We start from the raw sequence: 23,121 nt of genomic DNA on the forward strand, positions 1-23,121 counted from the left end.
TGAATTGACATCACTGATACCGGGAAGGGTTAATACTATGAGTAGACAGAAAGCTGCAACAAAGGTACGTCGTGAAATGAAACGTTCATCACGTAAAGAGCGTTCAGGTCGTTTTAATATCAATAACGTCGCATCATTTGCTGAATATACAGGCATTGAAGCTATCGGTATGGCAAAAGAACGTCGTGATGAATCCCCTATATTACCCAGAAATGAAGCTCAAAAACTCTATATTAATTCCATTAAACATAAGCAACTCATTTTTGCGAATGGTGAAGCGGGTTGTGGTAAAACCTATATCAGTACTGCACTGGCGGCTGATGCGTTAATTCATAAAGATATCAATAAGATTATTGTAACAAGGCCCGTTCTTCAAGCGGAGGAAGATCTTGGTTTTTTACCGGGTGATATGTCAGAAAAATTTGCGCCGTACTTTCGCCCTGTTTATGACGTATTGGTGAAAAGACTGGGGGCATCCTTTTTGCAGTATTGTTTGCGTCCTGAAATTGCCAAAGTGGAAATAGCGCCATTTGCTTATATGCGAGGCCGAACATTTGAAAATGCTGTCGTGATATTAGATGAAGCTCAGAATGTTACCGTCACTCAAATGAAAATGTTTTTAACTCGGCTTGGTGAAAATGTGACGGTGATTGTCAATGGTGATGTGACCCAGTGTGACTTGCCTGAAGGTGTGTCCTCAGGGTTAGCTGATGCATTACAACGTTTTAGTAGTGATGAAATGGTATCAATGGTGAACTTTACTATTGAGGATTGTGTGAGGTCACAATTGTGCCATAAAGCATTGCTGGCCTATAACGATTGATCAAGATATTCATTAATCCTATGCCCTACGATTTGCTTGCAGGGCATAGGTTAAATTATAGGGACAACTGACTAGTGGTAGAGCATTTCATGTACGATTTGCTCATCGGTAAGAGTATATGGGTAATAGGTTGGCCAATTTTCTAGCTGGCTTAATAATTTTTCCTGGGATTCGTTTCCCATATACAGGTGGAAATGCCCTGAAGTCTGAGGCTCAATAATATGGTCACTAAATTGGATAAATTTAGGCGCTTTTGAGTTTGCATCTTTGCATTCAAACAAGTAACGAACACCTTTTTTCCCTGAAGTATAGTGCAGAATTTTGTAACCCGCGTAGTCATATTTACAGCTGCTTACGTTCCCGTTTTGGGTAAATTCAATAACATCATTTTCAATGCCAATACTGTTAACATCAGTGGCATAGCCTTTTTTATAATATTCACGATACTCTTCAACCGTTTTGTCTTTATTTTTCTTGGCCTTACTTTCTAGAACCTCATCAAGTTTTCCATTTAATAGCAATGGATTTACAGATTCCCAGATGCCTTGCCAATCACTAAGAGATCTATCTTTGACATCAGTATCCTCAAAAATCCCTTTTGAAGCTTGTAGCGCTTTCTCTGATTGTGGATGGGAATGACTATGTGAGCCATGAGCAACAGCGGTATAACTAGTGAGCGCTAATGCAATATAAAGACTAGTTTTTAAAATTGCCATTTTGTACACAGTGGTTTTCCTATTTTTGTAGTGAATATAAAGATTATAAAAAACCATTATGTTATAACATAACATTTGATGGTATGAAAAGTATTTTAGGGAGTTTATTGTTGGGGAAAATAATGGCTAATAATTTGATGAAGGTAGGCAAGATCAGGAAATAAGTTCGCTTATTAGCATTTATAGACCAACAAGCGAACTAAATATTTGAATTGAAGTTAATCGTCAGGGTTATCCATTACAGCATGGCGCTCATGATGGTAACCTTCCTCATCATAGCCATATCGCCAATAAGGGATTGCATAGATATCATCACGGCCAAAACCTTTTTCACGACGAATATAACGACGCAGATCACGAATAATTTGGTCTTCACCCGCAATCCAGAAAGCGCAGTCGCTGCTTGGGATCACCCAAGACTTAAACGTGCTAATTAATTCAGCGGTTTTGGTGATATCACCACAAACCCAAATCACTTCAACTTGTTCTGGTTTTTTCAGTTCTCTCACGTCTTTTGGGTTATCTAACCGTAGTACAACTTTGCCTTGGGCATTCGCTGGCATTTTCTCTAATAATGCGGCGATAGCGGGTAGGGAACTGGAGTCACCAGCCATAAAGTAGTGTTGCCTTGCAGGTAATAATGGGTCTGGACCACCTGGATTGGTAATTCCCATCCAATTTCCGGGCTTTGCATCCCGAGCAAATAGATATGCAGGGCCAGTTGCGCCATCGTGCATAGCAAATTCAATATCTATCTCGCTAACTTCTGGACGGATGGCTCTGACGGAATAAGTACGAACAAATGGGCGAGGTTTGTCTTCTGGCCAGCTACGGCCTTCTTTACTTAGGATAGGGAGTGCGGGCTGGCTGATTAAATCAGGGGCTAAAAATATTTTCAGATGCCCACCTTCACAATCTGTTGGGTATGTATTGAGTCTTTCACCTGTGAAAGTAATACTACGAATAGATGGGCTGATATCGGTAATGGATTTAACTTGAATAAGCTGTGGTGGAGCCGGGCGATAGATGTTTTTTTCAACAGGTTGTTCAGTGGCCACGGACGATCTCCTTTATTAATGATAATTTTATTATATGGTAATTATTATCATTATCATGAATAAATTTGTAAGTTGCAACCGCTAGTGAGTGATTGGGGGCGGATATTTATGAAGAGAGATTTTCAGCAGAAGATAGGGCAACTCATAGTGATGAGCCATTGATTTTAATAAAAATGCCGTATGACTTTTAGTCTACGGCATATAGAAAAGTTAATTACTTCACTTTCATTCCAGCGGCGGTCATCATCAATTTAAATACTGATGAAAATGCAAACAATGCGAGTACACTTCCGAACCAGATGATAGCCATCCAACCGAGTTTTTTCCACCAAGGAGAGGCACTCACGCTATCAGTGGTAGCCTTGCTCTGGGGTAATTTTTCCTCTGAAGACATAGTAACTCCAATAGGTATAAACCAAAATAACAGGAATGATGAATAACGCACCGACTAACATAAAGCCTAAACTTTCGGATGGGCCTGCGGCATCACGGAAACTGACTGCGGGTGGAATGAGTGTCGGCCAAATACTGATGCCTAAACCAGTAAACCCAAGGAAAATTAACATTAAAGCCGCTAAGAATGGCACGCTATCGAACCGTTGGCGCTTAGCACTTTTTAGGATCAACCAAGTACAGCCTAATACCAGTAATGGAACCGGTAAGAAGAAGAACAGATTTGGCAGGGTGAACCAACGCTCAAAGACTGCGTCATTTAACATTGGGGTCCAGAAGCTGATCACTGCTATGACCGCTAACATCAGTAATGTTAATGGCCGTAGGACACGATACATGGTGCTACGTAAGTGGCCCTCCGTTTTCATGATCAACCAACCACAAGCTAATAGCGCATAAGCAACGACGAGGCCAAATCCGCAAAACAGTGGGAAAGGTGAGAACCAATCGAAATAACCACCCATGTAAACACGGTTTTCCACATGGAAGCCTTGGATAAAGGCACCAACTACCACACCTTGAACAAAGGTGGCAAAAATTGAACCCCAAATAAAGGCGTGATCCCAATGGCGGCGGTGTGATTCATCCGCTCTAAAGCGAAACTCAAAGGCGACACCACGGAAAATCAAGGCCAATAACATGAAAGTTAATGGAATTGACAACGCATCAAGGACAATCGCATAAGCGAGAGGAAAAGCACCAAATAGTGCTGCCCCACCTAAAACCAACCAAGTTTCATTGCCATCCCACACAGGGGCAACGCTATTCATCATCAGATCACGGTCTTGGCTGTCTTTTAGCGCAGGGTAAAGGATCCCAATGCCTAAATCGAACCCATCCATAACAATATACATCAACATACTAAATACGATGATGACAAACCAAATGAGAGGTAAATCAATGCCCATGAGCTGCGTCCTCCGCGATGCCTTTACGAATTAATTTCATCATGTACATGTAGCCGATACCGAACACCCCACCGTAAACCACAAAGAAGGCGATTAAACTGATACTCATGTGCATTTCACCATGTGCACTGACTGCATCAGAGGTTCGTTGTAGCCCATAAACAACCCATGGCTGTCGGCCTATTTCTGTTGTAAACCAACCCGCTAAAATGGCAATCAAACCAGAAGGAGCCATGACGAACATAAAGCGTAGGAAGGTTTTGGATTCATACAAGTTTTTACGATAACGTAGCCATAAACCCCAGACTCCAGCCGCGATCATTAATAAGCCGAGCCCGACCATTACGCGGAATGACCAAAACACCATAAACACGTTAGGCCTATCTTCTGGCGCGTATTCTTTTAACGCAGGCACTTGTTTGTCGATACTGTGGGTTAAAATCAGGCTTGCTAAATAAGGGATTTCGATAGCAAATTCTGTTTTTTCTTTTTCTTGGTTTGGTATACCAAATAAGATAAGCGGAGTGGCTTCTCCAGGTTTATTTTCCCAGTGACCTTCCATTGCAGCCACTTTAACAGGTTGATGTTTAAGTGTGTTTAGCCCATGAGCATCCCCGATTAAAGCTTGAACTGGGGCTAAAATCAAAATCAACCACAGGGACATGGAAAACATTTTTTTCATGGCGCTGGACTTGTTGCCTTTGAGCAAGTGCCAAGCCGCAGATGCACCAATAAAAAATGCTGCCGCAAGGAATGCTGCGGTGGTCATATGCAATAGGCGGTAAGGGAAAGAGGGGTTGAAGATAACCGCAAACCAATCAACGGGAACAATGCGCCCATCAATAATTTCAAAGCCTTGCGGTGTTTGCATGAAACTGTTGGAGGCTAGGATCCAGAACGTGGAAATAATCGTTCCCAACGCGACCATGCAAGTGGCGAAAAAATGTAATTTTTCACCTACACGGTTCATTCCAAATAGCATAACGCCAAGGAAACCGGCCTCTAAGAAGAATGCGGTAAGCACCTCATAAGTGAGAAGCGGCCCTGTAATACCCCCTGCAAAATCTGAGAAAAAGCTCCAGTTAGTGCCGAATTGGTATGCCATGACCAAACCAGAAACAACACCCATTCCGAAGTTAACGGCAAAAACTTTTGACCAAAAATGGAACAGTTTTATATAGTCTTCATCACGAGTTTTAAGCCATAAACCTTGTAGCACCGCAAGGTAACTTGCCAGCCCAATAGTAATGGCGGGAAAAATAATATGAAACGAGACCGTAAAAGCGAATTGTATACGGGCAAGTTCCAGCGCAGTTAGTCCAAACATATTGACCCCTGAGTGGATATGTTAATGGCACGCAATATTTAACGTTCTGATGAGAGCAATTGAGGCGCTAATCCTTAGCAAAAGGAATTGCTCACAACGGAGTGCAAAATAACCGCAATCCAACGAAAAATTTTTTGTGCTTATAGTTAAAAAAAAGTCAGGTGAATGTGTGGATAAGTAGAACATGAGACGATAAACTATAATAGTAGCAATTATTGGGATATTAACTATAACAGTTGAGGCGGCTATGACGAGATACGAACAATTAGCAGCGCAAATTCGTCAGCAAATTGAAGACAATATCTGGCAAGTGGGCGACAGATTACCTTCATTGAGGGAAAGTGTTAAACAGTCAGGCTTAAGTTTAATGACTGTAGTACAAGCATACCAGTTGCTTGAAAGCCAAGGGTGGGTCGTTGCTCGCCCGCAATCAGGGTATTACGTGGCAAACCGTAATAACGCATTTGCTGCCGCTAAAGGAGGAAAAGGGCTACATTTGAATGAAAATGTAGAGATTAACGCCTCTATTTTTGGTGTCCTACAAGCTTGTAAGGACCCGAATATTATCCCATTTGGCTCCGCATTTCCAGAGCCTGCCTTATTGGATGACCCAAAACTCGCGAAGTCTCTTGCGTCTGTCGCTAGGCGTTTATCTAAATTTAATACACCAGCTAATTTGCCACCTGGTAATGAACAACTGCGCCGTAACATTGCTCAGCGCTATGCAACTCAAGGGATCCATGTCGCTCCCGATGAAATCGTGATCACAGCAGGGGCAATGGAATCTTTGGTTCTGAGTTTACAATCGGTGACTCAGCCCGGGGATTGGGTGGTTATCGAATCTCCTGCATTCTATGGTTCACTTCAGGCAATTGAGCGGTTAAAACTTAAGGCGATAGCCATTAAAACAGACCCGCTATTTGGTATTGATCTTGACGCATTAGAGGATATTGCGAGCAAATATCCAATTAAAGCCTGTTGGCTAATGACGCATTATCAAAATCCATTAGGCGGAACGATGCCGCAAACAAACAAAAGACGTCTGGTAGATATCCTTAATAAGCATCAAATTACTTTAATTGAGGACGATGTCTATGGGGAACTTTATTTTGGCAGCAAACAGCCGATACCTGCCAAGGCACTAGACACCAAAGGTAATTTCTTTCATTGTTCTTCATTTTCAAAATGTTTAGCCCTGGGGTATCGCGTGGGTTGGGTGGCCGCCGGCCAACACGCGACAAAAATTCAACATCTACAAATGATGAGCACCGTTTCTGCCAGCGTTCCCACGCAATTAGCTATTGCGGAGTACTTATCATTAGGGGGATATGACAGTCACTTGCGTAAACTGCGTTTAACAATGGAGCAACGTCAGCACCAAATGTTGAGTGCAATAGCAAAATACATGCCTCCATCAGTAAAAGTGAATACACCAAAAGGTGGGTATTTTTTATGGTTAGAATTTGAGCCACCATTTAATGCTATTCGTTTATATCAGCTCGCATTAAAAGAGGGGATCAGCATCGCACCTGGCAGTATGTTTTCCACAAGCGACCAGTTTAATCATGCATTTCGCCTTAATGCATCGTTTACATGGAATGAGAGGGTGGAAGAAGCAATGAAAACATTAGGCCGCTTATGTCACTTTTTAATCAACGAGAGGCGTGATTAGTCACATTATCGTTGCTAATTCATTGCTTAGAAAGATTAACTTTGCGAATCTAAGTATAAATCTAAATGTATTAGCAGCAACAGATGGGAGGTAATGTGAAAATAAAATGTTTTGATATAAAGGAGTTACCTATCCTGAATTGGCATGATGGTGCGGGGACTAGCCAAGAAGTATTTTGCTGGCCTGTTGCATCAGACTATTCATTACGCGCAAGTATTGCAACCATCGAGCAAGATAGCTATTTAAAGCGCTATGCAGAAGGCGAAAGGCTGGTGGTATTGTTGAATGACCAGCCTCTTCTTTTAACTGATACCAAAGCGTTTGAGTGCCGGCTTGAACGCGCTGGTGACCATGCTCAATTTTCAGCTCAGCAATTTTGCGCAATAAAAGTCTTACAGCCATCAGTTCAGTTAATGAATTTTATTTTTCGAGGTGATCGGTGGGGGGCTAAAAGTTATTTCATCACTGAAGATTATAAATTACCCGCCAACCAAGCGGGATTAGTCTACGTACTAAAGGGTGAATGGGACATTTCAGGGGCAAATTGCCATCTTCTGGCCCAAGGACAAGGCGCGTGGTGGTTACCTGATATCGGTGAAGGAGAGATTAAACCACATAGCACCGATAGCAAGTTGATCTGGATTGAATTATTACCTCGCTAACTGGTCGCTAAACCAATAGCCGCTAGTGTTAGCATGCCACCAGCAACACCTTCGGTTATACGGCGTTTTTTATCATTATAAGCGCGCTTATTATGCATGGATGCAAATAGTGCACCTATCACACCGTAGATCACGACACATGAAAGTATAAAAGTGGCTGAGAGTATCAAGGACTGAACGGCGACACTTTCTGTCAGCTTAATGAAGTTTGGTAAAATAGCGAAATACACCAGTAGCCCTTTAGGGTTAAGGAAGCTAGTCAGAAAGGCTTTACCTACTACCGCTTTTGTCGATACAGTTTGAATTTTTAGCTCCCCAGCTCTCATCGCAGATAACACCATCCGAGCAGCAAGATAAGTGACATAAGCGACGCCAACCCATTTAATGGTGTAGAAAATCATGGGGGATGCTGCAACAATTGCGGCTAAACCAAGCGCAGCTAGGATCGCATGTGCCCCATAGCCCAGTATAATACCTAAATTAGCTTTCAAGGCCGCTGAGGTTCCTCCCGATAATCCTTGTGCGGAAATAAACAGAATATCTGGGCCTGGTGTGCATACCAAGGGAATGACGGTTGCGCTAAATAAGAGTAAGGTCTGTAACTCCATTTTAATTCCTCATTGTTGTTCGTCGTTATTTCACGCAACTGGCCAGTAGCGATAAAATTATAGCGATAATCCAATGATATTGGATTTTTTTATTGCTTTAAAACAAACAAAAATTGGTATTTAATATCATTAATTAATATAAAATTGAGGTTGAATGCCAATGAAGCAAACTGAACTAAAACTGGATGCTATTGATAGACGGATCTTACAAGTTTTACAAAGAGATGGAAAAATTCAGAATATTGAATTAGCGAAAGAAGTCGGCCTTTCTCCGTCTCCTTGCTTACGTCGCGTGAAATTGCTTGAAGAAGCTGGGGTTATCAAGCGTTATGTGGCGGTGCTGGATGGGAGTAAAATTGGAGCGGGTCTTTCTTTATTTGCACGTATTTGGTTTAAAACACAAGATGCTAAGACCATCAACCAATTCGTTGAAGACATTAAACAGATGCCTGAAGTTGTAGAATGCCATCTAATGGCAGGGGAATGTGATGCATTGATCCGCATTGTGACACAAGACTTAGCTTCTTATCGTCGTTTTCATGCAGACCATTTAACACAAATTAGTAGCATTCAGAGTATTAAGACGGAGGTGCCAATGGAAACGGTGAAAGTCACTTATGCTTTGCCGCTTTAGAATAGTGACTCGGTTTTATTTATTAGAAATAATTATTTTTATAAGACAAAATTAATTAAATAATACAAAAAATGAATAAATAATTAATTTTTGAATTTCAATTTTACAAATTGAAATATTATTACGTTATTTTTAATATTGATGGATTAGTTTGATTCTCTTTTTTAGATTATTATCTAACTGGTTATTTTATTTTTATATAACGATTTGTTTATTTGATGAGATAACTCTTATATGTTCACAACGCTGTTGAGTAATAGCTTACTCATGACGAAAGTGCTATCTAATTAGTTGATATGTAAATAATGAAAGGGAAGTTTTTTTGATCCTGCGCAACATCACTTCACGTTAATTACTTATACTGTTAATAATCCAAAATTAAAATAATGCGAATATTTCTTATTTAAAAAATATTTTCAATTTAATCAGTAACGATGTGAGTCTTTATAAGCATTTTTCTAATTGTCACAGGTATTGTAATACCCGTCTATTAATTGATTATTTGTGATCTGAGTCTAATTGAAAATTCACCGAATAATAGAAATTATTTTCTCATAAATTTAAGGAAAATTTATGATTTATCCTATTACTGATAGAACAATATCTACAGTAAATAATCAAAAATTTAAGCGTTATGCTATCCGCTATTTAGATATTGAACAGCAAACACAGCAGGCAATTATAGAATATGGCCTCAATTTTGAAGCGCCTTTTGAACAGCAACGTGAGATTGAACAACTCAAACTAGATATAAAAAGTAAAGGCGCAATTTTTGCGAACAATGGAAAAAGTATACATTGTAATTGGCTATCAAGTGCTTGCGTACAATGTCGTACAGGAGAAGGGAGCCACACAACATTTTTGTCCTTAAAATGCCATCGCGATTGTTACTTTTGTTTTAACCCAAATCAAGAAAACTATCAGGAATTTCAACAGGAAATGCGTGATGCTATTGGGGAAGTTGACGCAATAGCAGAACAAGGTTACCCACTTACCCATATCGCGCTAACCGGGGGGGAGCCTCTACTTTTTCGCCAAGAAAGTATCGCATTTTTCCAAGCAGTCCAACAGAAATTACCTCAGACTCATAGCCGGTTGTATACAGCCGGTGACCCATTAGACCGAAATACCGCATTGGCTCTAGCGAAAGCAGGCCTACAAGAAATCCGCTTTAGTATCAAAATTGATGATCCTACAGAACGGATCACCAAAGTTTTACACCGTATCGCCTTAGCACGTGAGATTTTTCCATCAGTAATGGTGGAGATGCCTGTCATCCCCGGAACAGAACAGCAGATGTATCAGTTACTGACTCAGCTTGATGATATTGGAATTGACGGTATCAATTTATTAGAGTTTTGTTTCCCACTAACAAATAGTGAAGCCTATCAATCTCGAGGGTTCAGGCTTAAAAACCCACCTTATGAGGTGTATTACAACTATTGGTATGCCGGTGGGTTAGCTGTTGCACAGAGTGAATTAGCCTGCCTTCGAGTTCTCAAATTCGCACTAGAAAATCAATTGTCTCTTGGGGTGCATTACTGCTCTTTAGAAAATAAACATACCGGGCAGGTATACCAAAACAATGCTTTTTTTGAAAACAATGAACAAATAATAGGAAAGCATTATTTTTTTTCCTCTCAGGATTATTTTTTTAAAAGTGCCAAAGTCTTTGGTGACGATTGTGAAAAGGTGGCAGTTTTACTGACACACGCTGGTGTTTCTTATCATCAAGAATTACTGCATGGATTTTTGCAGTTTAATCCTGAGGCAATTGGCTTATTAACCCCACTAGGCAAAATACCTATCGCATTGACTTCCCACATTATTGAGCCCGATGAACAGGGAAATCCTTTAATTAAAGAAGTCCGAATTGAACTTACAACACCTACTGAATTTTTACTGACAGACCTGCAGGGAAATATTTATGACGAATGACGACCAAATTGTAGATTTTCTGTATGCACGTCAATTTGCTTATGACGTACTACGACGTTTGTTTATGGAAGAACCAACGCCTGAGCTATTAAATTATTTGAGAGACTCGGGGTTACTGTTATTTCCTTGTGATGAAGTATTACCCGCGATGAAAAACGCGATAAATGACATGCATAAAGACTTAAATACGAGGCAGTTACAAGCCAACAACGATGATTTCGAAAATTTGCATTGGGACTTTACTCGCTTGTTTATAGGCCCAGAAGCCCCGCCAGCATCGCCATGGGAATCAACTTATGTTTCTCGTGACAAACTGCTATTTCAAGAAAGTACGTTAGCAGTGAAGTCTTTTTATGAACAGTATGACGTTTATTTGCCAGAAGGTGATATGGAAGCCGCTGACCATATTGGCTATGAGTTAGATTTTATGTGGCATTTAAGTCTGCGCATTACTGAGCTTATTGACAGCGAAACAGACCCTGTTGATTGGCCCAAAGTGAACGCGTTATTACTCGGGTCTGCAACATTCTTGAATACCCATTTACTGGCTTTTATAACGCCGTTTTGCCGTTCAATGCATAACCACGCAGAAACATTATTCTATCGTCAATTAAGTTCATTACTTGAGCTTTTTTTACGTAATGATATTAAAAAAATCAATGAGTTAGTAAATTTATAATAATAAAACAAAATGAAGAGGTAAGAGCAATGTCAGAAAGACAGAAAATAGCCTTAAGTCGCCGTTCATTTATAGCATGGACATCAGCGGCGTCAGTGATGGCTACGTTACCGCTGAGTAAGCAATTACATGCGGCAACACCAGAGGAAGAAAAAGCGGTTGTGCAAGCTACTGACGCAGTCACTCAAGGAAAATGGAAGCCTGTGGCCTGCTGGCACAACTGTGGGGGCCGCTGTGTCAATAAAGCATTAGTGGTTGATGGCGTCGTTGTTAGGCAAAAAACCGATGATGTGGTTGCCGACTCCCCTGATTTCCCACAGCAACGAGGTTGTTTGCGCGGACGTTCACAACGTAAACAAGTCTTTGGCGCGGACCGGTTGAAATATCCAATGAAGCGTAAAGGTTGGGCTCCCGGTGGTGGGGATAAAAGCTTACGAGGACGAGACCAATGGGTGCGCATCAGTTGGGATGAAGCATTAGATATTGTGGCATCAGAATCGAAACGTATTAAAGAAAAATATGGTCATGAATCGATTTGGATCACCGGTGGTAACGGCGTTGAAATCCAAAGCGTTTATGCAAAGGCTGGTGGATTTGTTGGCGATTGGGGAACAACCTCATGGGGCGCATGGTTTGAAACGCCCGCTCATTTAGGATTACTTGAAGGGTTTTATACCTTTGGTACCAATGACCGTTTTGATATGCGTAACTCCCAGTTAATTGTGATGTGGGGAGCTAACCCTGCATGGAGTAGCCCAGGCAGCCCAACCTATAATTATTATCAGGCGAAAAAAGCGGGGGCACGCTTTATTAGTATTGACCCAAGTTATACGACTACAGCGGAATTAATGGATGCAGATTGGTACCCCATCAACCCAGGTACTGACCATGCTTTAGCTCTGGGTATTATGTCTGCGTTATTAGAAATGGACAGCCCTGACAACCCATTGATTGATTGGGATTTCCTGCGCCGTTGTACAGTTGGTTTTGATGAAAGTAATATGCCAGCAGGTGCAGATCCGAAAGGGAACTTCAAAGATTATCTATTAGGTACCCATACGGGAGAGCCAAAAACACCAGAGTGGGCCTCTAATATTTGCGGTTTATCAGCTAGCGACATTCGTACATTAGCACGTGAAATCGGGGGGACCAACCGAGTTGCATTACTTACAGGTTGGGCTCCTGCACGAATTCATAATGGTGAAGGATGGGTACAAGCATTCTCAACATTAGGCTTTATGACTGGCCATATGGGAAGGCCTGGCCGCATGACTGGCGTAAGCTGCCACTATGCTGCGGGGAATAATGGAACTCGCTTAGTTATGGCGGGGGCAAGTGGCTTGCCGTCAGTACCAAACCCGGTTAGCTTGAAAATTAACCACAATGAGCTTAACCGTGCATTACTAGAGAAAAAATTCCGCCAACGTGGTGTGGGGGATGTCGATACAAATATCCAAATGATCATTCATCCATTCAATGCCACGTTACAAACACGAGCCAATATTGCGCAGAGCGTTGAAGCTTATCGTAAAGATGTGGAACTGGTTGTGACTGCAGCTTATGTTCCACATACCTGTGCGAAATATTCGGATATCGTCTTACCCGTGACCACGGAGTGGGAACGTGAAGGAACCATATTAAATCCAAGTAATCGTGAAGTTATTATAGCTGCAGTGAATGTGACACCACCACTTTATGAAGCAAAAAGTGACCAGTGGATCGCCAAAGAGATAGGTAAACGCCTTGGTATTAATGTCGATGAAGTTTTTCCTATTTCTGAAAAGCAACAATTCTTCAATAAACTCAATGGTGCAACGATTATTGGTGAAGATGGTAAGACAACTGAGCCATTAATCACAGTAACTCAAGCGGATATTGATGAATGGCAAGTAACAGGTAAGCCACAGCAAGGCCGAATTACCCTCAATGAATTCCTTACTGTTGGGAAATATCAAGTAAAACGCACTTCTGATGATAACTATAGTTATATTGCCTATGAAGATTTTATTCGCGATCCTCAAGCCAATCCACGACCAACACCGAGTGGCAAATTCGAAATTTATTGTGAAACATTAGTCGAAAAAGCCGATGAATGTGGCTGGACTAAATTACCGCCAATTCCTGAATATATCCCGTCTGCAAGCGGTTATGAAGCAAGTTTTAATGATTTCTCGAAGAAGGAAAAAGGGGATTATCCATTCCAAATCTATAATCCACACTACTTACGCCGCTCTCACAGCACGCTTGATAATGTGCCTTGGTTACGTGAACAGTGGCCAAGCCCAATTTATATCAATGCGTCTGATGCGAAACGTTTAGGTATTAAACACGGTGAAACTGTATTGATAACAAGCCCTCAAGGGAAGATTGTACGTCCTGCGTTAGTGACACAAACGATGAAGCCTGGTGTTGTGGCGCTACCACACGGTAGTTGGACAAATGTTGATGAAAAAACAGGGATAGATATGGCGGGAGCCGACAATACGCTAACCATTCAAGTACCTACAGGGCTTGGTACATCAGGATGGAACACGATGCTATGTAATATCGAAAAATGGCATGGTGACCAGTTAGTTCCAGATGCTGCAATTCCACAGCGTATTATATTTTAGGGGGCAATAAGAAATGGATAAACAAGTCGGATTTTATATTAATGTTGCCACTTGCATTGGTTGTAAAACCTGTGTTGTTGCATGTAAAGACAAAAATGACCTTGAGGTCGGGCGCAACTTTCGCCGTGTGTATGATATTGAGGTAGGAGAGTATCCACGTCCTCGGACTTGGCACTTGTCTATTGCTTGTAACCATTGTGATGACCCGCAATGTGTAAGCCATTGCCCTACCACCGCAATGCACAAACGAGAAGAAGATGGTGTTGTATTAGTTGACCATGATAAATGTGTTGGTTGCCGTTATTGCACATGGGCTTGTCCATACGAGGCACCTCAGTTCGATGCCAGTATTGGTATGATGACCAAGTGCGACACTTGCCTTGATCTCCGTGAAAAAGGGGGGAATCCAATGTGTGTTGATTCTTGCCCTATGCGTGCGATTGAATTTGGCCTAATTAGCGAATTACGTAAAAAATATGGCTCAAATGCAGATATCGCAGGGTTACCTAGTTCAAGTATTACCAAACCGAACCTTGTTGTCGGTACAAAAGGATAAGGAGAATTATCATGCATGAATTTCCGTTGGTGATTTTCACCTTATTTATGCAAGCTTCTGTGGGGTGCTTGCTCGTTACATTAGTATGCTATTTTCGTGTGCTTGAAGGCGGAAACAACCTACAAAGTGTCCAGTTTATCAAATTGCCTATTTTAGCCAGTTTTGTTCTGGGTTGTGTTGGGTTGTTGGGCTCATTATTTCACATGGGTAACCCGCTACACATGTTTTATACCATGCTGCATGTGTCTACTTCATGGATGAGCCGTGAAGTGTGGGCAACTGCAATTTATATGGCGCTATTATTTTTCAGTGTCGCGCTGCTATTGCTGAAACAAAAAGCGAATGCGCTGCTACTATTGCTTAGCGCGTTAGCCGGTATCATCTATATGTACGCAATGTCAGCCTTATACGCTAACACCTTGTTTAACCTATGGAATGGCTTATTTACCTACGCCAGTTTTTTTGGTGCGGTATTACTAGTTGGTGGTGTGGTAGCTGCATTACTACTGGTAGGTTCTTTGCGCCGCGATGGTAAAGAAGAGCAATTAAAACGAGTGGTTAAAATTACGCTAGGTATTGGTGTTATTGGGATCTTACTGATGCTGCTGGGCGCATTATCTCTTCTTGGAAACATGGGAGAGCCTATCTATATGGGAATGACACCGCGTGAACTCCCAGATGGTTTAGTGAATTTAAGCATTGTTAGGGTCATACTTGTTGCATTGGGTATCGTATTTGTGGGCCGTTTACTGTGCTCAAAAAAGGGGCACGCTGTGAATGCAACATTCGTCATGTCACTGGCAACACTCTGTATTTTTGTTGGTGAAGGCGTTGGCCGAGTGGTGTTTTTCTCTCTAGGCGGTTAATTCCTTTAGAGACAAAATGATATTTGCCTCTAATTATATAATGTTTACCAATAATGTGAACCGAGGGATCTCCCTCGGTTTTTTAGTTCTCTACACTCTCAATAAATCAATAACCCTTTATATAATAAGGGATTAAACCAGTATAATTTCAAAATAAATAGTAAATTAAGTTGATTGTTTGTAATGATTATAATTATCATTATCTCTCTTAATCTCTTTTATTGCTTATTTCTTATGAATTTAAAAACTAGCAAGCTACTCATTCCATTAGCAATTTCAGCGGCATTAGCGCCTTATCATGTATTTGCTGTTGATAATTCAAAAAATGATCAGATTACAGTTACAGGCAACTGGCTTGAAAATACTGAAGATGGTGAGGTGGTATTTAATCACCCAGGTGCGCGAACAGTAAAAAACCAACAACAAATCAAAGAATCAGGCAGTGAAACCATTGCGGATGCATTGAAAGGGATACCCGGTGTACAGGTACGAGAAAGTAACGGGACTGGTGGGAGTGATGTTTCCTTGAATGTTGGGGTTCGTGGGTTAACCTCACGCCTTTCACCTCGCTCAACGATTTTACTCGATGGTATGCCACTAGCGGCAGCGCCTTATGGCCAACCTCAGCTGTCGATGTCGCCATTATCACTAGGTAGTATTGAATCTATTGATGTTATCCGCGGAGGAGCTTCCGTACGTTATGGGCCACAAAATGTGGGGGGCGTAATTAACTTTGTGACAAAGCCTATCCCGAAAGACTTTTCTGGTGGTGTCTCGTTACAAACCCAAGGGGCTAAAACCGGAGGGCTAAAAACGCTAGTCGATGCGTCCGTGGGGGGCTCAAAAGCCGATGATTCAGCGGGAGCGATACTGCTGTATTCAGGGTTACATGGGCAAGGCTACCGTAAAAGCAATGATAATACAGATATTGATGACCTGATTTTAAAAACACGTTATGCCATAACCGATAACGACGAGTTACTGGCGAATTTTCATTATTATCATGCAATGTCAGGTATGCCTGGGGGGCTAACTCAAGCGCAATATAATGCTGACCCATTCCAATCAACGCGGCCTTATGACCGTTTTGAAGGGGATCGCCAAGATATGTCATTGAAATATAAACATGAAGAAGATGATAAACAATTTGAGTTAATGACATGGTTTAGTAAAAGTTATCGGGGTAGTTACATAGAAAGTGACCATAAAGATAAAGCGAATGAAAGACGGCTAGTTTCTTACCCTCGTCACTATACCGCGTATGCAATTGAACCGAGTTATTCACAATTATTCCGTTTTAATGATATTTCGCATGAAGTAACAGTGGGATACCGCTATTTAAATGAAACCGCAGACGAGAAAGCTTACCGCTCAAATTGGTACCAAGCTGGCACTCAAAGTTCGCGGCCGAGTACTAATGATTATTACCAACACACATCGGGTGGAACAGAAGCCCATGCTATTTACCTTGATGACACCATTGATGTTGGTAACTGGACTGTGATCCCAGGGCTCCGCTATGAGAACATTAATATTCATTTAAATGACAGTTTTAAAAACCAAAACAGAAGTAAGCGATATAGCGAACCGCTTCCTGCGCTGGCGGTGATCTACCATATTGATGATGAATGGAAACTATTTGCCAATGCCAGTACGTCATTTGGCAGTTTGCAGTATTTTCAGTTGAACACTAAAGGGGTAGGGAATTCACCCGCAAATGGGTTAAGTGCAGAAAAAGCACATAACTATGAAGTGGGGACTAAATACGATAATACTGCGCTATCTCTTGAAGCGACATTATTCTATATCGATTTCGATGACCAATTACTTTACGTTGAGAATACAACGGGTTGGACAAATTTGGGCGCCACAACTCATCAAGGAGTGGAATTGGCGGCAAAATATAACTTGTCTGAGCTGAGCGATAAATTGGATGGTGTTAGCGTGTACAGTACTTATACCTACACTAAAGCGGTAAGTAAAAAAGGTGATTTCGCTCATAAGGATTTACCGTTTTATTCACGGCAAGTCTTTACCGCAGGTAGCCGTTATGAAACGGGTAATTGGGTATGGAACTTGAATACTTATGCGCAATCTACCCAAGAATCGCCTGGAACATCAAGCCATTATGTAACAAAACCAAGTGCTGATGGCCGATACGGAACAATCCCCGGATATATGGTGTGGGACGCACGAGGCGAGTACCATTTTGGTAAAAGTTTGTCTGATTTAACGCTATCAGCTGGTATTAAAAATCTTTTTGATCAAACCTATTTTACACGTTCTACGGATAATAATTATGGTATCTATGTGGGGCAGCCAAGAACTTACTATGTTCAAGCATCTGTAAAATTTTAATAAAAACAAGGTATAAGAATAATGATGAGAAAACTTATCAATACATTTGTACTGATTCTTAGTGCTGTTAGCCTACTATTTTCAACTAATAGCCTAGCGGCATCTATTACTGTGACGGATATTGCGGGTAGGGATGTGACGGTTAATGCCCCTGTATCTCGAGTGATGCTGGCGGACAGCCGAGTTTTAGTTGCGTTGAATATATTACATCCGCAAGACCCATTAAAAGGGATTATTGCTTGGGATGATGCGTTAATTAAAAAAGCGCCTGATTTGAGTGTTGCGTACAGCAAAAAATTTCCACAACTCAGTCAAATACCTGTTTTTCCCAACCCTTATACGACAGATTTTAGTGTTGAAAAAGCCTTAGTTGCCCAGCCTGATTTGTTAATTTTTGATATTGGTTTAAAAAGTAAGCTTGCTGAAAGTGGCACCTTATCGTTATTGGAAAAAAGTGGTTTACCCGTTGTTTTTATCGACTTTAGGCAATACCCATTGAAAAATACTATGCCGAGTATGACATTACTTGGCCAAGTATTTGGTGAGGAACAACAAGCACAAGCATTTAATCAGTTTTATCAACAAAAGTTAGACTTAATCCGTTCAAGAGTGGCTAAACTTAGCAAAGAGCAGCGCCCAAGCGTATTTATTGAACGAGCAGCTGGTATCCAAGGGGAAGATTATTGCTGCAAAACGTTCGGCAATGGTAATTTTGGCGAATTTGTTGAAACTGCAGGCGGAAATAACCTTGGTTCCCAATGGTTCAGTATTGGAATGGGTGGGGAAATCAGTGAAGAACAATTGATTCACAGCAACCCTGATTATTACTTGATGACTGCAGCTGATTGGGATAGCACCCGTAAAGGTAGTGCTTCTGTGCCGTTAGGTTATACAGGGGATAAACAAAAGTCCTTGGCCCGATTGAATAAGCTAATGGAACGCCCTAAATTTCGTTCATTATCTGCTTATAAAAATAAGCAGGTATTGGCGTTATACCAGCAATATTATGATACGCCATTTAACATTATTGCGGTGGAAGCGATTGCAAAATTTATCCACCCAGAGTTGTTTGCAGACCTTGACCCACAGGCAGATAGCGATTATTTACACCAGACTTTTACTGCCCTAGAGGGGGATGGTGTATTTTGGGTTCAAGCGGAATAAATTTCTTCTTATATAGCCCGCTTTAGTGGTGTTGGCAGTTAAAGCGGGCAACGGGCATATAGTTTGTGGGTTAATTATATTTTTTTTAGGTTTCGTTGAGCACAGGAAAAATGATTTTTGACGGGTATTCGCTAGAAATATGTAGGCTATTACAAGCTATTTTCCACGTTCTATCACCCGCGATAGTTTTACCTGTATTTGTATTGAAGTCATATTTAGGGAAATTGCTACTAGAAATATCTAATCGGATACGATGTCCTTTTGCGAAACGGTTTGCACAGGCAAAGGGCTTAATTTTTACTTCGACAATTTCATTTGGGGTTAATAATTCCTTCTGTTCATAACCATGCCGAAAACGACAACGAATGATGCCATCAGTAATATTCATGGCATAGCCTTGAGGATAATCGGCACTGGGAGGGTAAACATCAATAAGTTTTGCGGTGAAATCTGTATCTAATGCATCACTGCTTATCCAAAGCGACACTTCAATTTCACCTACTAAACAGATATCTGCTTGTAATTCTTCGGTTTCGAATACTAATACATCACTGCGGGCAGAAAGGGGTAAGTTATTTTGCTTACTACCAAAAAACTTTGGTAATTCACGTTGATTAAAAGCCCCACCCCAAAATATAGGTTGACCTGAAGTTAAAGCACCGCCAATGGTAGGCACTGGATGCCTAGGGTCATAACAATAGGATATTGTGGCTGTTTTAGCGTAGGGCTGATGATGTAATTTGTTATTTGGCCACAGATAATACATGGTTTTTTCAGTATTTGGCAAAGGCCATTGATGGTGGCTAAGCCATTCTCCCCCATGTTCTATACGCCCTTGTTGGTTGCGTTTACCACTTCCACCACCCATCATGAATATTGTTACTTCTTCATGATGTTTTTTTGCATTTTCACCTTTTAAGTGAGTTTCAAACCAGTTTAAACGGCAAGATAACCAACTTTCACTAACATTGTGATCAAATGCTGCGATATCTCCGAACTCTGCGTCACCACTGTGCGTGATATTACGGTCGCCATGTAGCCAAGGCCCCATAATTAACTTTTGCGGTGATTGTTTTTTGGTAGCAAATGCATAGTAGTTATCTAATGTTGAACTGACATAGGCATCGTACCAGCTAGACATAAATAACACTGGGATATCGGGTATTTGGTCATAATAGCCTTCGGCATAAATACCTATTTTTTTCCAATAATCGGAAAAACACTCTTCTTCCCATTGTTCAAATAAATATGATTCATATTCAGGAACATGTTTGAGCAATGTTTGCCCTTGATACCATGGCATTGTCGTAAACCATTCATGGATATTTTCTTGTTCGAGTGCGGCTAAAATATCGGGAGACTGCTGAGCTAGCGGGCTTAGTTTAGCTTGTTTAAATGCCCAAGTGGCTTGTTTAAGTTCAAAAGCGCCCCCTTGACGTATCCCACATTGGTAGGCGTTGGCAAAACCGCCAGAATCCAGCACCATCGTCTGTAAACCTGGTGGATTTAAACACGCCATTGCTAATTGTGTATGAGCGGCATAAGAGAGACCCATTGAGCCTATTTTGCCATTACACCAGGGTTGTTCCATAATCCATTGTAATGTATCAAAACCATCTTCAGCTTCATTAATATATTTTGTGAACTTTCCTTCGGACTCATAGCGCCCGCGGCAATCCTGATACACAACAATAAAACCATGTTTACTGAAGTATTTTGCCATTTCTTGGCGTGTTATTTGCTGGCCAGATACCGTTTTTTCCGAACGAGAAGGTGCGGTTTTATCATAGGGTGTTCGCTCTATAATCACGGGAAAAGATGCAGTTGATTGAGTTAGTGGAAAGTAAACATCTGTTGATAGCATTATTCCATCACGCATTTCTATTCGGTAATTCTTCATATCCATCTTACTAATACCCTATGGTAACGGCGACGCTCAGTAAACCAATGCTGACTGCCATAAAAATGATAAAAAGCGGTAAAATGTATTTTGCCCAGGTGGTCCAACTGACACCGGCTGTAGCTAAAAAAATCAATAACCCACTCGATGTTGGTGTGATCATATTGGTTAGCCCATTACCCATTAAAAATGCAAAAACCGTTGTTTGGGGGGAAACACCAGAAATTTCACCAACGGGGCCTAGGATTGGCATTGTGACAGCGGCTTGCCCAGAAGTAGAGGGAATGGCAATGTCTAATAATAGTTGGGAGATAAACATGCTATATGATGAAACATAAGGTCCGTGATCACCGACAAGCCCAACTAATTGATGAATTATGGTATCGAGAATTTTACCTTGAGAAAGAATAATTTCGACAGCAGTCGCCAACCCAATTAACACCCCTGCGATGAGGACTTTTTTCATTCCACTGACAAATGCGTTAGCGGCGGCACTTGCGGTCAAACCACTACAAAAAGTTAAAATGACACTTAAGAATAAATAGTAGGCAGATAAATCATTATTTTTCCAATGCCAACGATTAGAGGCATAGACTAAAAATGCAACACCGATGGCTAAGATAATTAACATAAGTTTATGGCGATAGGTTAATGGTGTGGTTTGATTATGTTCTTCAGCCACATAGTTTGTGAGTGTCGTTTTACGAATGCTATAGAAAACGAATAAAATACCGAGTGTAATAAAAATAAGGTACGCCGCAATTCGCATACTTAAACCACTAAAAACGGGTAAACCAACAAGCGGTTGTGCGATAGAAAGTGCATACGGGTTGGTGATAGAGGCGAGGTATCCGACCTTAACCGCAATGGCTACAATGGCAAGCCCAATAAGTTCATTCAATCCAACGCGTTTCACTAAGGCAATAACCATGGGAATAACCAAAAGATACTCTTTGGCTAACCCCATAAAGGTACTTCCCATGGAAAATACAATCATTAAGAAAGGAATTAACAGGTAGATATTGCCTCGGGTAACATGGAGCAACCGCTCTAGCCCTGACTCTATTGCCCCTGTTTTATTGAGAATACCAAACATTCCTCCGATAAATAACACCATGTATATAAGTGGTGATTGTTTAACAATTCCTTCAGGGATCGCTTTAAACAGTTGAGGCAAACTGACAGGAGCGGCAGTACCTTCCTCCGATTTCTCAGTGCCTAATAATTGCGCTAACTTGATGTCTTTAGTGATAGTTTGGTAAGAGCCCGGAATGACTTTCTTACCATCGCGCTCATATTGGCCTGAATTAACAAAATAAGTCATTAAAAAAGCAATGATAACAATAGTTAACATTACTAAAACCGGGTTCATTTGCCAGCTAGGTGGTGAAGATGGGGCTTGTATTGTGCTGTTTGTTGGTTGCATGGCGTTGTCTCTTTTATTGTAATTAATTATGAGTCGTAACCGAGCTGCCTCGATATACGTAAAGCAGACAGAAGCAGTTGTTCAGTCATTTCTTGTTCTTTTTCATCAGAAAAACGGCTTAGAGGTAAGCTAATGCTCAGTGAAGCAATACATTCCCCATGTTGTGAAAAGATAGGCGCGGCAATCGCACCAATACCTGCGGTTAGTTCACCTCGGGTAATTGCAAAACCTTGTGAGCGTATGGTTACAATAGATTTTTCAATAGAGGGGTTCTTTTCAATAAAATGTGCTTGAACATCTTTAGGTGAGTAAGCCAATAGCACTCTGCCTGAAGCTCCTGAACCTAACGGCCGGCGATTTCCAGCTTCACTGCGCACTTGAAGTGATTGCCCTGATGGCTTATGAAGAACTTGTAAAATCTCATCGTTGTCACGTATACGCATTTGAATGTTTTCATCAAAACGTTGACGTAGTTGCTCTGCTTCAACTTCTGCAACTTGGATATAGTTAATTTGCTGGCGAGCGCAATTCCCCAAGCTTAATAATTGATGGCCTAAATGATAAGTAACCGGATTTTCGTTTTTTTGTACGAAATGGCGATTTTCTAGTGTGCATAATAAGCGGTATACCTTGGATTTATTCATGCCAGATAAGCGTGCAAGTTCACTTAACCCAAGATTGTTTTTTTCACCTAATAGCATCAATAACTGTAAAGCATCATCAACGGCAGTGACAATATTCTCTTTCATATCAACCTCGAT

At 41.1% G+C, this 23,121-nt stretch carries 20 protein-coding genes; 11 read left to right on the forward strand and 9 right to left on the reverse strand.

Annotation, left to right across the window (positions count from 1 at the left end; all coding sequences use genetic code 11):
* Nucleotides 1-37: 37 nt before the first annotated feature.
* Nucleotides 38-823: a phosphate starvation-inducible protein PhoH gene (gene phoH / locus PSF67_RS04740; protein WP_272676582.1), complete on the forward strand. Its 786-nt coding sequence runs from the start codon at nt 38-40 to the stop codon at nt 821-823.
* A gap of 71 nt (nt 824-894) precedes the next feature.
* On the opposite strand, the gene zinT is transcribed toward phoH, so the two are convergent.
* The 5 genes from zinT to PSF67_RS04765 all read right to left on the reverse strand — a co-directional run bounded on the left by zinT (nt 895) and on the right by PSF67_RS04765 (nt 5,285).
* Nucleotides 895-1,539: a metal-binding protein ZinT gene (gene zinT / locus PSF67_RS04745; RefSeq protein WP_166265422.1), complete on the reverse strand. Its 645-nt coding sequence runs from the start codon at nt 1,537-1,539 to the stop codon at nt 895-897.
* A gap of 218 nt (nt 1,540-1,757) precedes the next feature.
* Nucleotides 1,758-2,597: a siderophore-interacting protein gene (locus PSF67_RS04750; protein ID WP_102139655.1), complete on the reverse strand. Its 840-nt coding sequence runs from the start codon at nt 2,595-2,597 to the stop codon at nt 1,758-1,760.
* Nucleotides 2,598-2,811: 214 nt separating this feature from the next.
* Nucleotides 2,812-2,943: a DUF2474 domain-containing protein gene (locus tag PSF67_RS04755; protein ID WP_306821397.1), complete on the reverse strand. Its 132-nt coding sequence runs from the start codon at nt 2,941-2,943 to the stop codon at nt 2,812-2,814.
* A gap of 4 nt (nt 2,944-2,947) precedes the next feature.
* Nucleotides 2,948-3,958, reverse strand: a complete 1,011-nt coding sequence (cydB, locus tag PSF67_RS04760; protein ID WP_102139653.1) for a cytochrome d ubiquinol oxidase subunit II — start codon at nt 3,956-3,958, stop codon at nt 2,948-2,950.
* The gene (locus PSF67_RS04765) at nt 3,948-5,285 is read right to left on the reverse strand and encodes a cytochrome ubiquinol oxidase subunit I (protein ID WP_102139652.1); all 1,338 of its coding nucleotides are present in this window, start codon (nt 5,283-5,285) and stop codon (nt 3,948-3,950) included. The genes cydB and PSF67_RS04765 overlap by 11 nt, the downstream gene beginning before the upstream one ends.
* 247 nt (nt 5,286-5,532) lie before the next feature.
* Between PSF67_RS04765 and PSF67_RS04770 the strand changes: the two genes are divergently transcribed.
* A complete protein-coding gene (locus tag PSF67_RS04770; protein WP_272676583.1) occupies nt 5,533-6,957 on the forward strand; it encodes an aminotransferase-like domain-containing protein in 1,425 nt (474 codons plus the stop codon).
* 95 nt (nt 6,958-7,052) lie between these two features.
* The gene (locus PSF67_RS04775) at nt 7,053-7,619 is read left to right on the forward strand and encodes a HutD/Ves family protein (RefSeq protein WP_272676584.1); all 567 of its coding nucleotides are present in this window, start codon (nt 7,053-7,055) and stop codon (nt 7,617-7,619) included.
* On the opposite strand, the gene PSF67_RS04780 is transcribed toward PSF67_RS04775, so the two are convergent.
* Nucleotides 7,616-8,227 (reverse strand): LysE family translocator, encoded by a 612-nt coding sequence (locus PSF67_RS04780; RefSeq protein WP_102139649.1) that lies wholly within the window; start codon nt 8,225-8,227, stop codon nt 7,616-7,618. The genes PSF67_RS04775 and PSF67_RS04780 overlap by 4 nt on opposite strands.
* Nucleotides 8,228-8,381: 154 nt before the next feature.
* On the opposite strand from PSF67_RS04780, the gene PSF67_RS04785 reads away from it, so the two are divergent.
* From PSF67_RS04785 to PSF67_RS04820, 8 genes are all read left to right on the forward strand, one after another.
* Nucleotides 8,382-8,861, forward strand: a complete 480-nt coding sequence (locus PSF67_RS04785; RefSeq protein ID WP_195698617.1) for an Lrp/AsnC family transcriptional regulator — start codon at nt 8,382-8,384, stop codon at nt 8,859-8,861.
* Between the two features lie 573 nt (nt 8,862-9,434).
* The gene (locus PSF67_RS04790; protein WP_210848131.1) at nt 9,435-10,799 is read left to right on the forward strand and encodes a radical SAM protein; all 1,365 of its coding nucleotides are present in this window, start codon (nt 9,435-9,437) and stop codon (nt 10,797-10,799) included.
* Nucleotides 10,789-11,478: a TorD/DmsD family molecular chaperone gene (locus PSF67_RS04795; protein ID WP_102139647.1), complete on the forward strand. Its 690-nt coding sequence runs from the start codon at nt 10,789-10,791 to the stop codon at nt 11,476-11,478. Before PSF67_RS04790 ends, PSF67_RS04795 begins: the two co-directional genes overlap by 11 nt.
* Nucleotides 11,479-11,507: 29 nt before the next feature.
* Nucleotides 11,508-14,090, forward strand: coding sequence for a molybdopterin-dependent oxidoreductase (locus PSF67_RS04800; protein ID WP_102139646.1), 2,583 nt, complete (start codon nt 11,508-11,510; stop codon nt 14,088-14,090).
* Between the two features lie 13 nt (nt 14,091-14,103).
* The gene (locus PSF67_RS04805; protein ID WP_004264054.1) at nt 14,104-14,646 is read left to right on the forward strand and encodes a DMSO/selenate family reductase complex B subunit; all 543 of its coding nucleotides are present in this window, start codon (nt 14,104-14,106) and stop codon (nt 14,644-14,646) included.
* Nucleotides 14,647-14,657: 11 nt separating this feature from the next.
* The gene (locus tag PSF67_RS04810; protein WP_102139645.1) at nt 14,658-15,512 is read left to right on the forward strand and encodes a dimethyl sulfoxide reductase anchor subunit family protein; all 855 of its coding nucleotides are present in this window, start codon (nt 14,658-14,660) and stop codon (nt 15,510-15,512) included.
* A 234-nt stretch (nt 15,513-15,746) separates the two neighbouring features.
* Nucleotides 15,747-17,870, forward strand: coding sequence for a TonB-dependent receptor family protein (locus PSF67_RS04815; RefSeq protein WP_272676585.1), 2,124 nt, complete (start codon nt 15,747-15,749; stop codon nt 17,868-17,870).
* A gap of 21 nt (nt 17,871-17,891) precedes the next feature.
* Nucleotides 17,892-19,034: an ABC transporter substrate-binding protein gene (locus PSF67_RS04820; protein WP_102139643.1), complete on the forward strand. Its 1,143-nt coding sequence runs from the start codon at nt 17,892-17,894 to the stop codon at nt 19,032-19,034.
* Between the two features lie 85 nt (nt 19,035-19,119).
* Here PSF67_RS04820 and PSF67_RS04825 read toward each other — a convergent pair whose 3' ends face one another.
* Genes PSF67_RS04825 through PSF67_RS04835 form a run of 3 tightly spaced genes read right to left on the reverse strand, consistent with a single transcriptional unit; the run spans nt 19,120 to nt 23,109 of the window.
* On the reverse strand, nt 19,120-20,940 hold the full coding sequence (locus PSF67_RS04825) for a CocE/NonD family hydrolase (protein ID WP_272676586.1): 1,821 nt from the start codon (nt 20,938-20,940) through the stop codon (nt 19,120-19,122).
* Between the two features lie 4 nt (nt 20,941-20,944).
* On the reverse strand, nt 20,945-22,360 hold the full coding sequence (locus tag PSF67_RS04830; RefSeq protein ID WP_231068356.1) for a YfcC family protein: 1,416 nt from the start codon (nt 22,358-22,360) through the stop codon (nt 20,945-20,947).
* Between the two features lie 26 nt (nt 22,361-22,386).
* A complete protein-coding gene (locus PSF67_RS04835) occupies nt 22,387-23,109 on the reverse strand; it encodes an IclR family transcriptional regulator (protein WP_102139642.1) in 723 nt (240 codons plus the stop codon).
* Nucleotides 23,110-23,121: the final 12 nt, after the last annotated feature.

Origin of the sequence: Providencia sp. PROV076 (assembly GCF_028483405.1) — a bacterium.
GTDB classification, from domain to species: domain Bacteria; phylum Pseudomonadota; class Gammaproteobacteria; order Enterobacterales; family Enterobacteriaceae; genus Providencia; species Providencia huaxiensis.

What these genes read in the sequence shown, in the direction of transcription:
- phoH (WP_272676582.1), top strand. Translation starts at nt 38, where the DNA reads ATGAGTAGACAGAAAGCTGCAACAAAGGTACGTCGTGAAATGAAACGT.
- zinT (WP_166265422.1), bottom strand. Translation starts at nt 1,539, where the DNA reads ATGGCAATTTTAAAAACTAGTCTTTATATTGCATTAGCGCTCACTAGT.
- cydB (WP_102139653.1), bottom strand. Translation starts at nt 3,958, where the DNA reads ATGGGCATTGATTTACCTCTCATTTGGTTTGTCATCATCGTATTTAGT.
- PSF67_RS04765 (WP_102139652.1), bottom strand. Translation starts at nt 5,285, where the DNA reads ATGTTTGGACTAACTGCGCTGGAACTTGCCCGTATACAATTCGCTTTT.
- PSF67_RS04770 (WP_272676583.1), top strand. Translation starts at nt 5,533, where the DNA reads ATGACGAGATACGAACAATTAGCAGCGCAAATTCGTCAGCAAATTGAA.
- PSF67_RS04780 (WP_102139649.1), bottom strand. Translation starts at nt 8,227, where the DNA reads ATGGAGTTACAGACCTTACTCTTATTTAGCGCAACCGTCATTCCCTTG.
- PSF67_RS04785 (WP_195698617.1), top strand. Translation starts at nt 8,382, where the DNA reads ATGCCAATGAAGCAAACTGAACTAAAACTGGATGCTATTGATAGACGG.
- PSF67_RS04790 (WP_210848131.1), top strand. Translation starts at nt 9,435, where the DNA reads ATGATTTATCCTATTACTGATAGAACAATATCTACAGTAAATAATCAA.
- PSF67_RS04795 (WP_102139647.1), top strand. Translation starts at nt 10,789, where the DNA reads ATGACGAATGACGACCAAATTGTAGATTTTCTGTATGCACGTCAATTT.
- PSF67_RS04800 (WP_102139646.1), top strand. Translation starts at nt 11,508, where the DNA reads ATGTCAGAAAGACAGAAAATAGCCTTAAGTCGCCGTTCATTTATAGCA.
- PSF67_RS04805 (WP_004264054.1), top strand. Translation starts at nt 14,104, where the DNA reads ATGGATAAACAAGTCGGATTTTATATTAATGTTGCCACTTGCATTGGT.
- PSF67_RS04810 (WP_102139645.1), top strand. Translation starts at nt 14,658, where the DNA reads ATGCATGAATTTCCGTTGGTGATTTTCACCTTATTTATGCAAGCTTCT.
- PSF67_RS04815 (WP_272676585.1), top strand. Translation starts at nt 15,747, where the DNA reads ATGAATTTAAAAACTAGCAAGCTACTCATTCCATTAGCAATTTCAGCG.
- PSF67_RS04820 (WP_102139643.1), top strand. Translation starts at nt 17,892, where the DNA reads ATGATGAGAAAACTTATCAATACATTTGTACTGATTCTTAGTGCTGTT.
- PSF67_RS04825 (WP_272676586.1), bottom strand. Translation starts at nt 20,940, where the DNA reads ATGGATATGAAGAATTACCGAATAGAAATGCGTGATGGAATAATGCTA.
- PSF67_RS04830 (WP_231068356.1), bottom strand. Translation starts at nt 22,360, where the DNA reads ATGCAACCAACAAACAGCACAATACAAGCCCCATCTTCACCACCTAGC.
- PSF67_RS04835 (WP_102139642.1), bottom strand. Translation starts at nt 23,109, where the DNA reads ATGAAAGAGAATATTGTCACTGCCGTTGATGATGCTTTACAGTTATTG.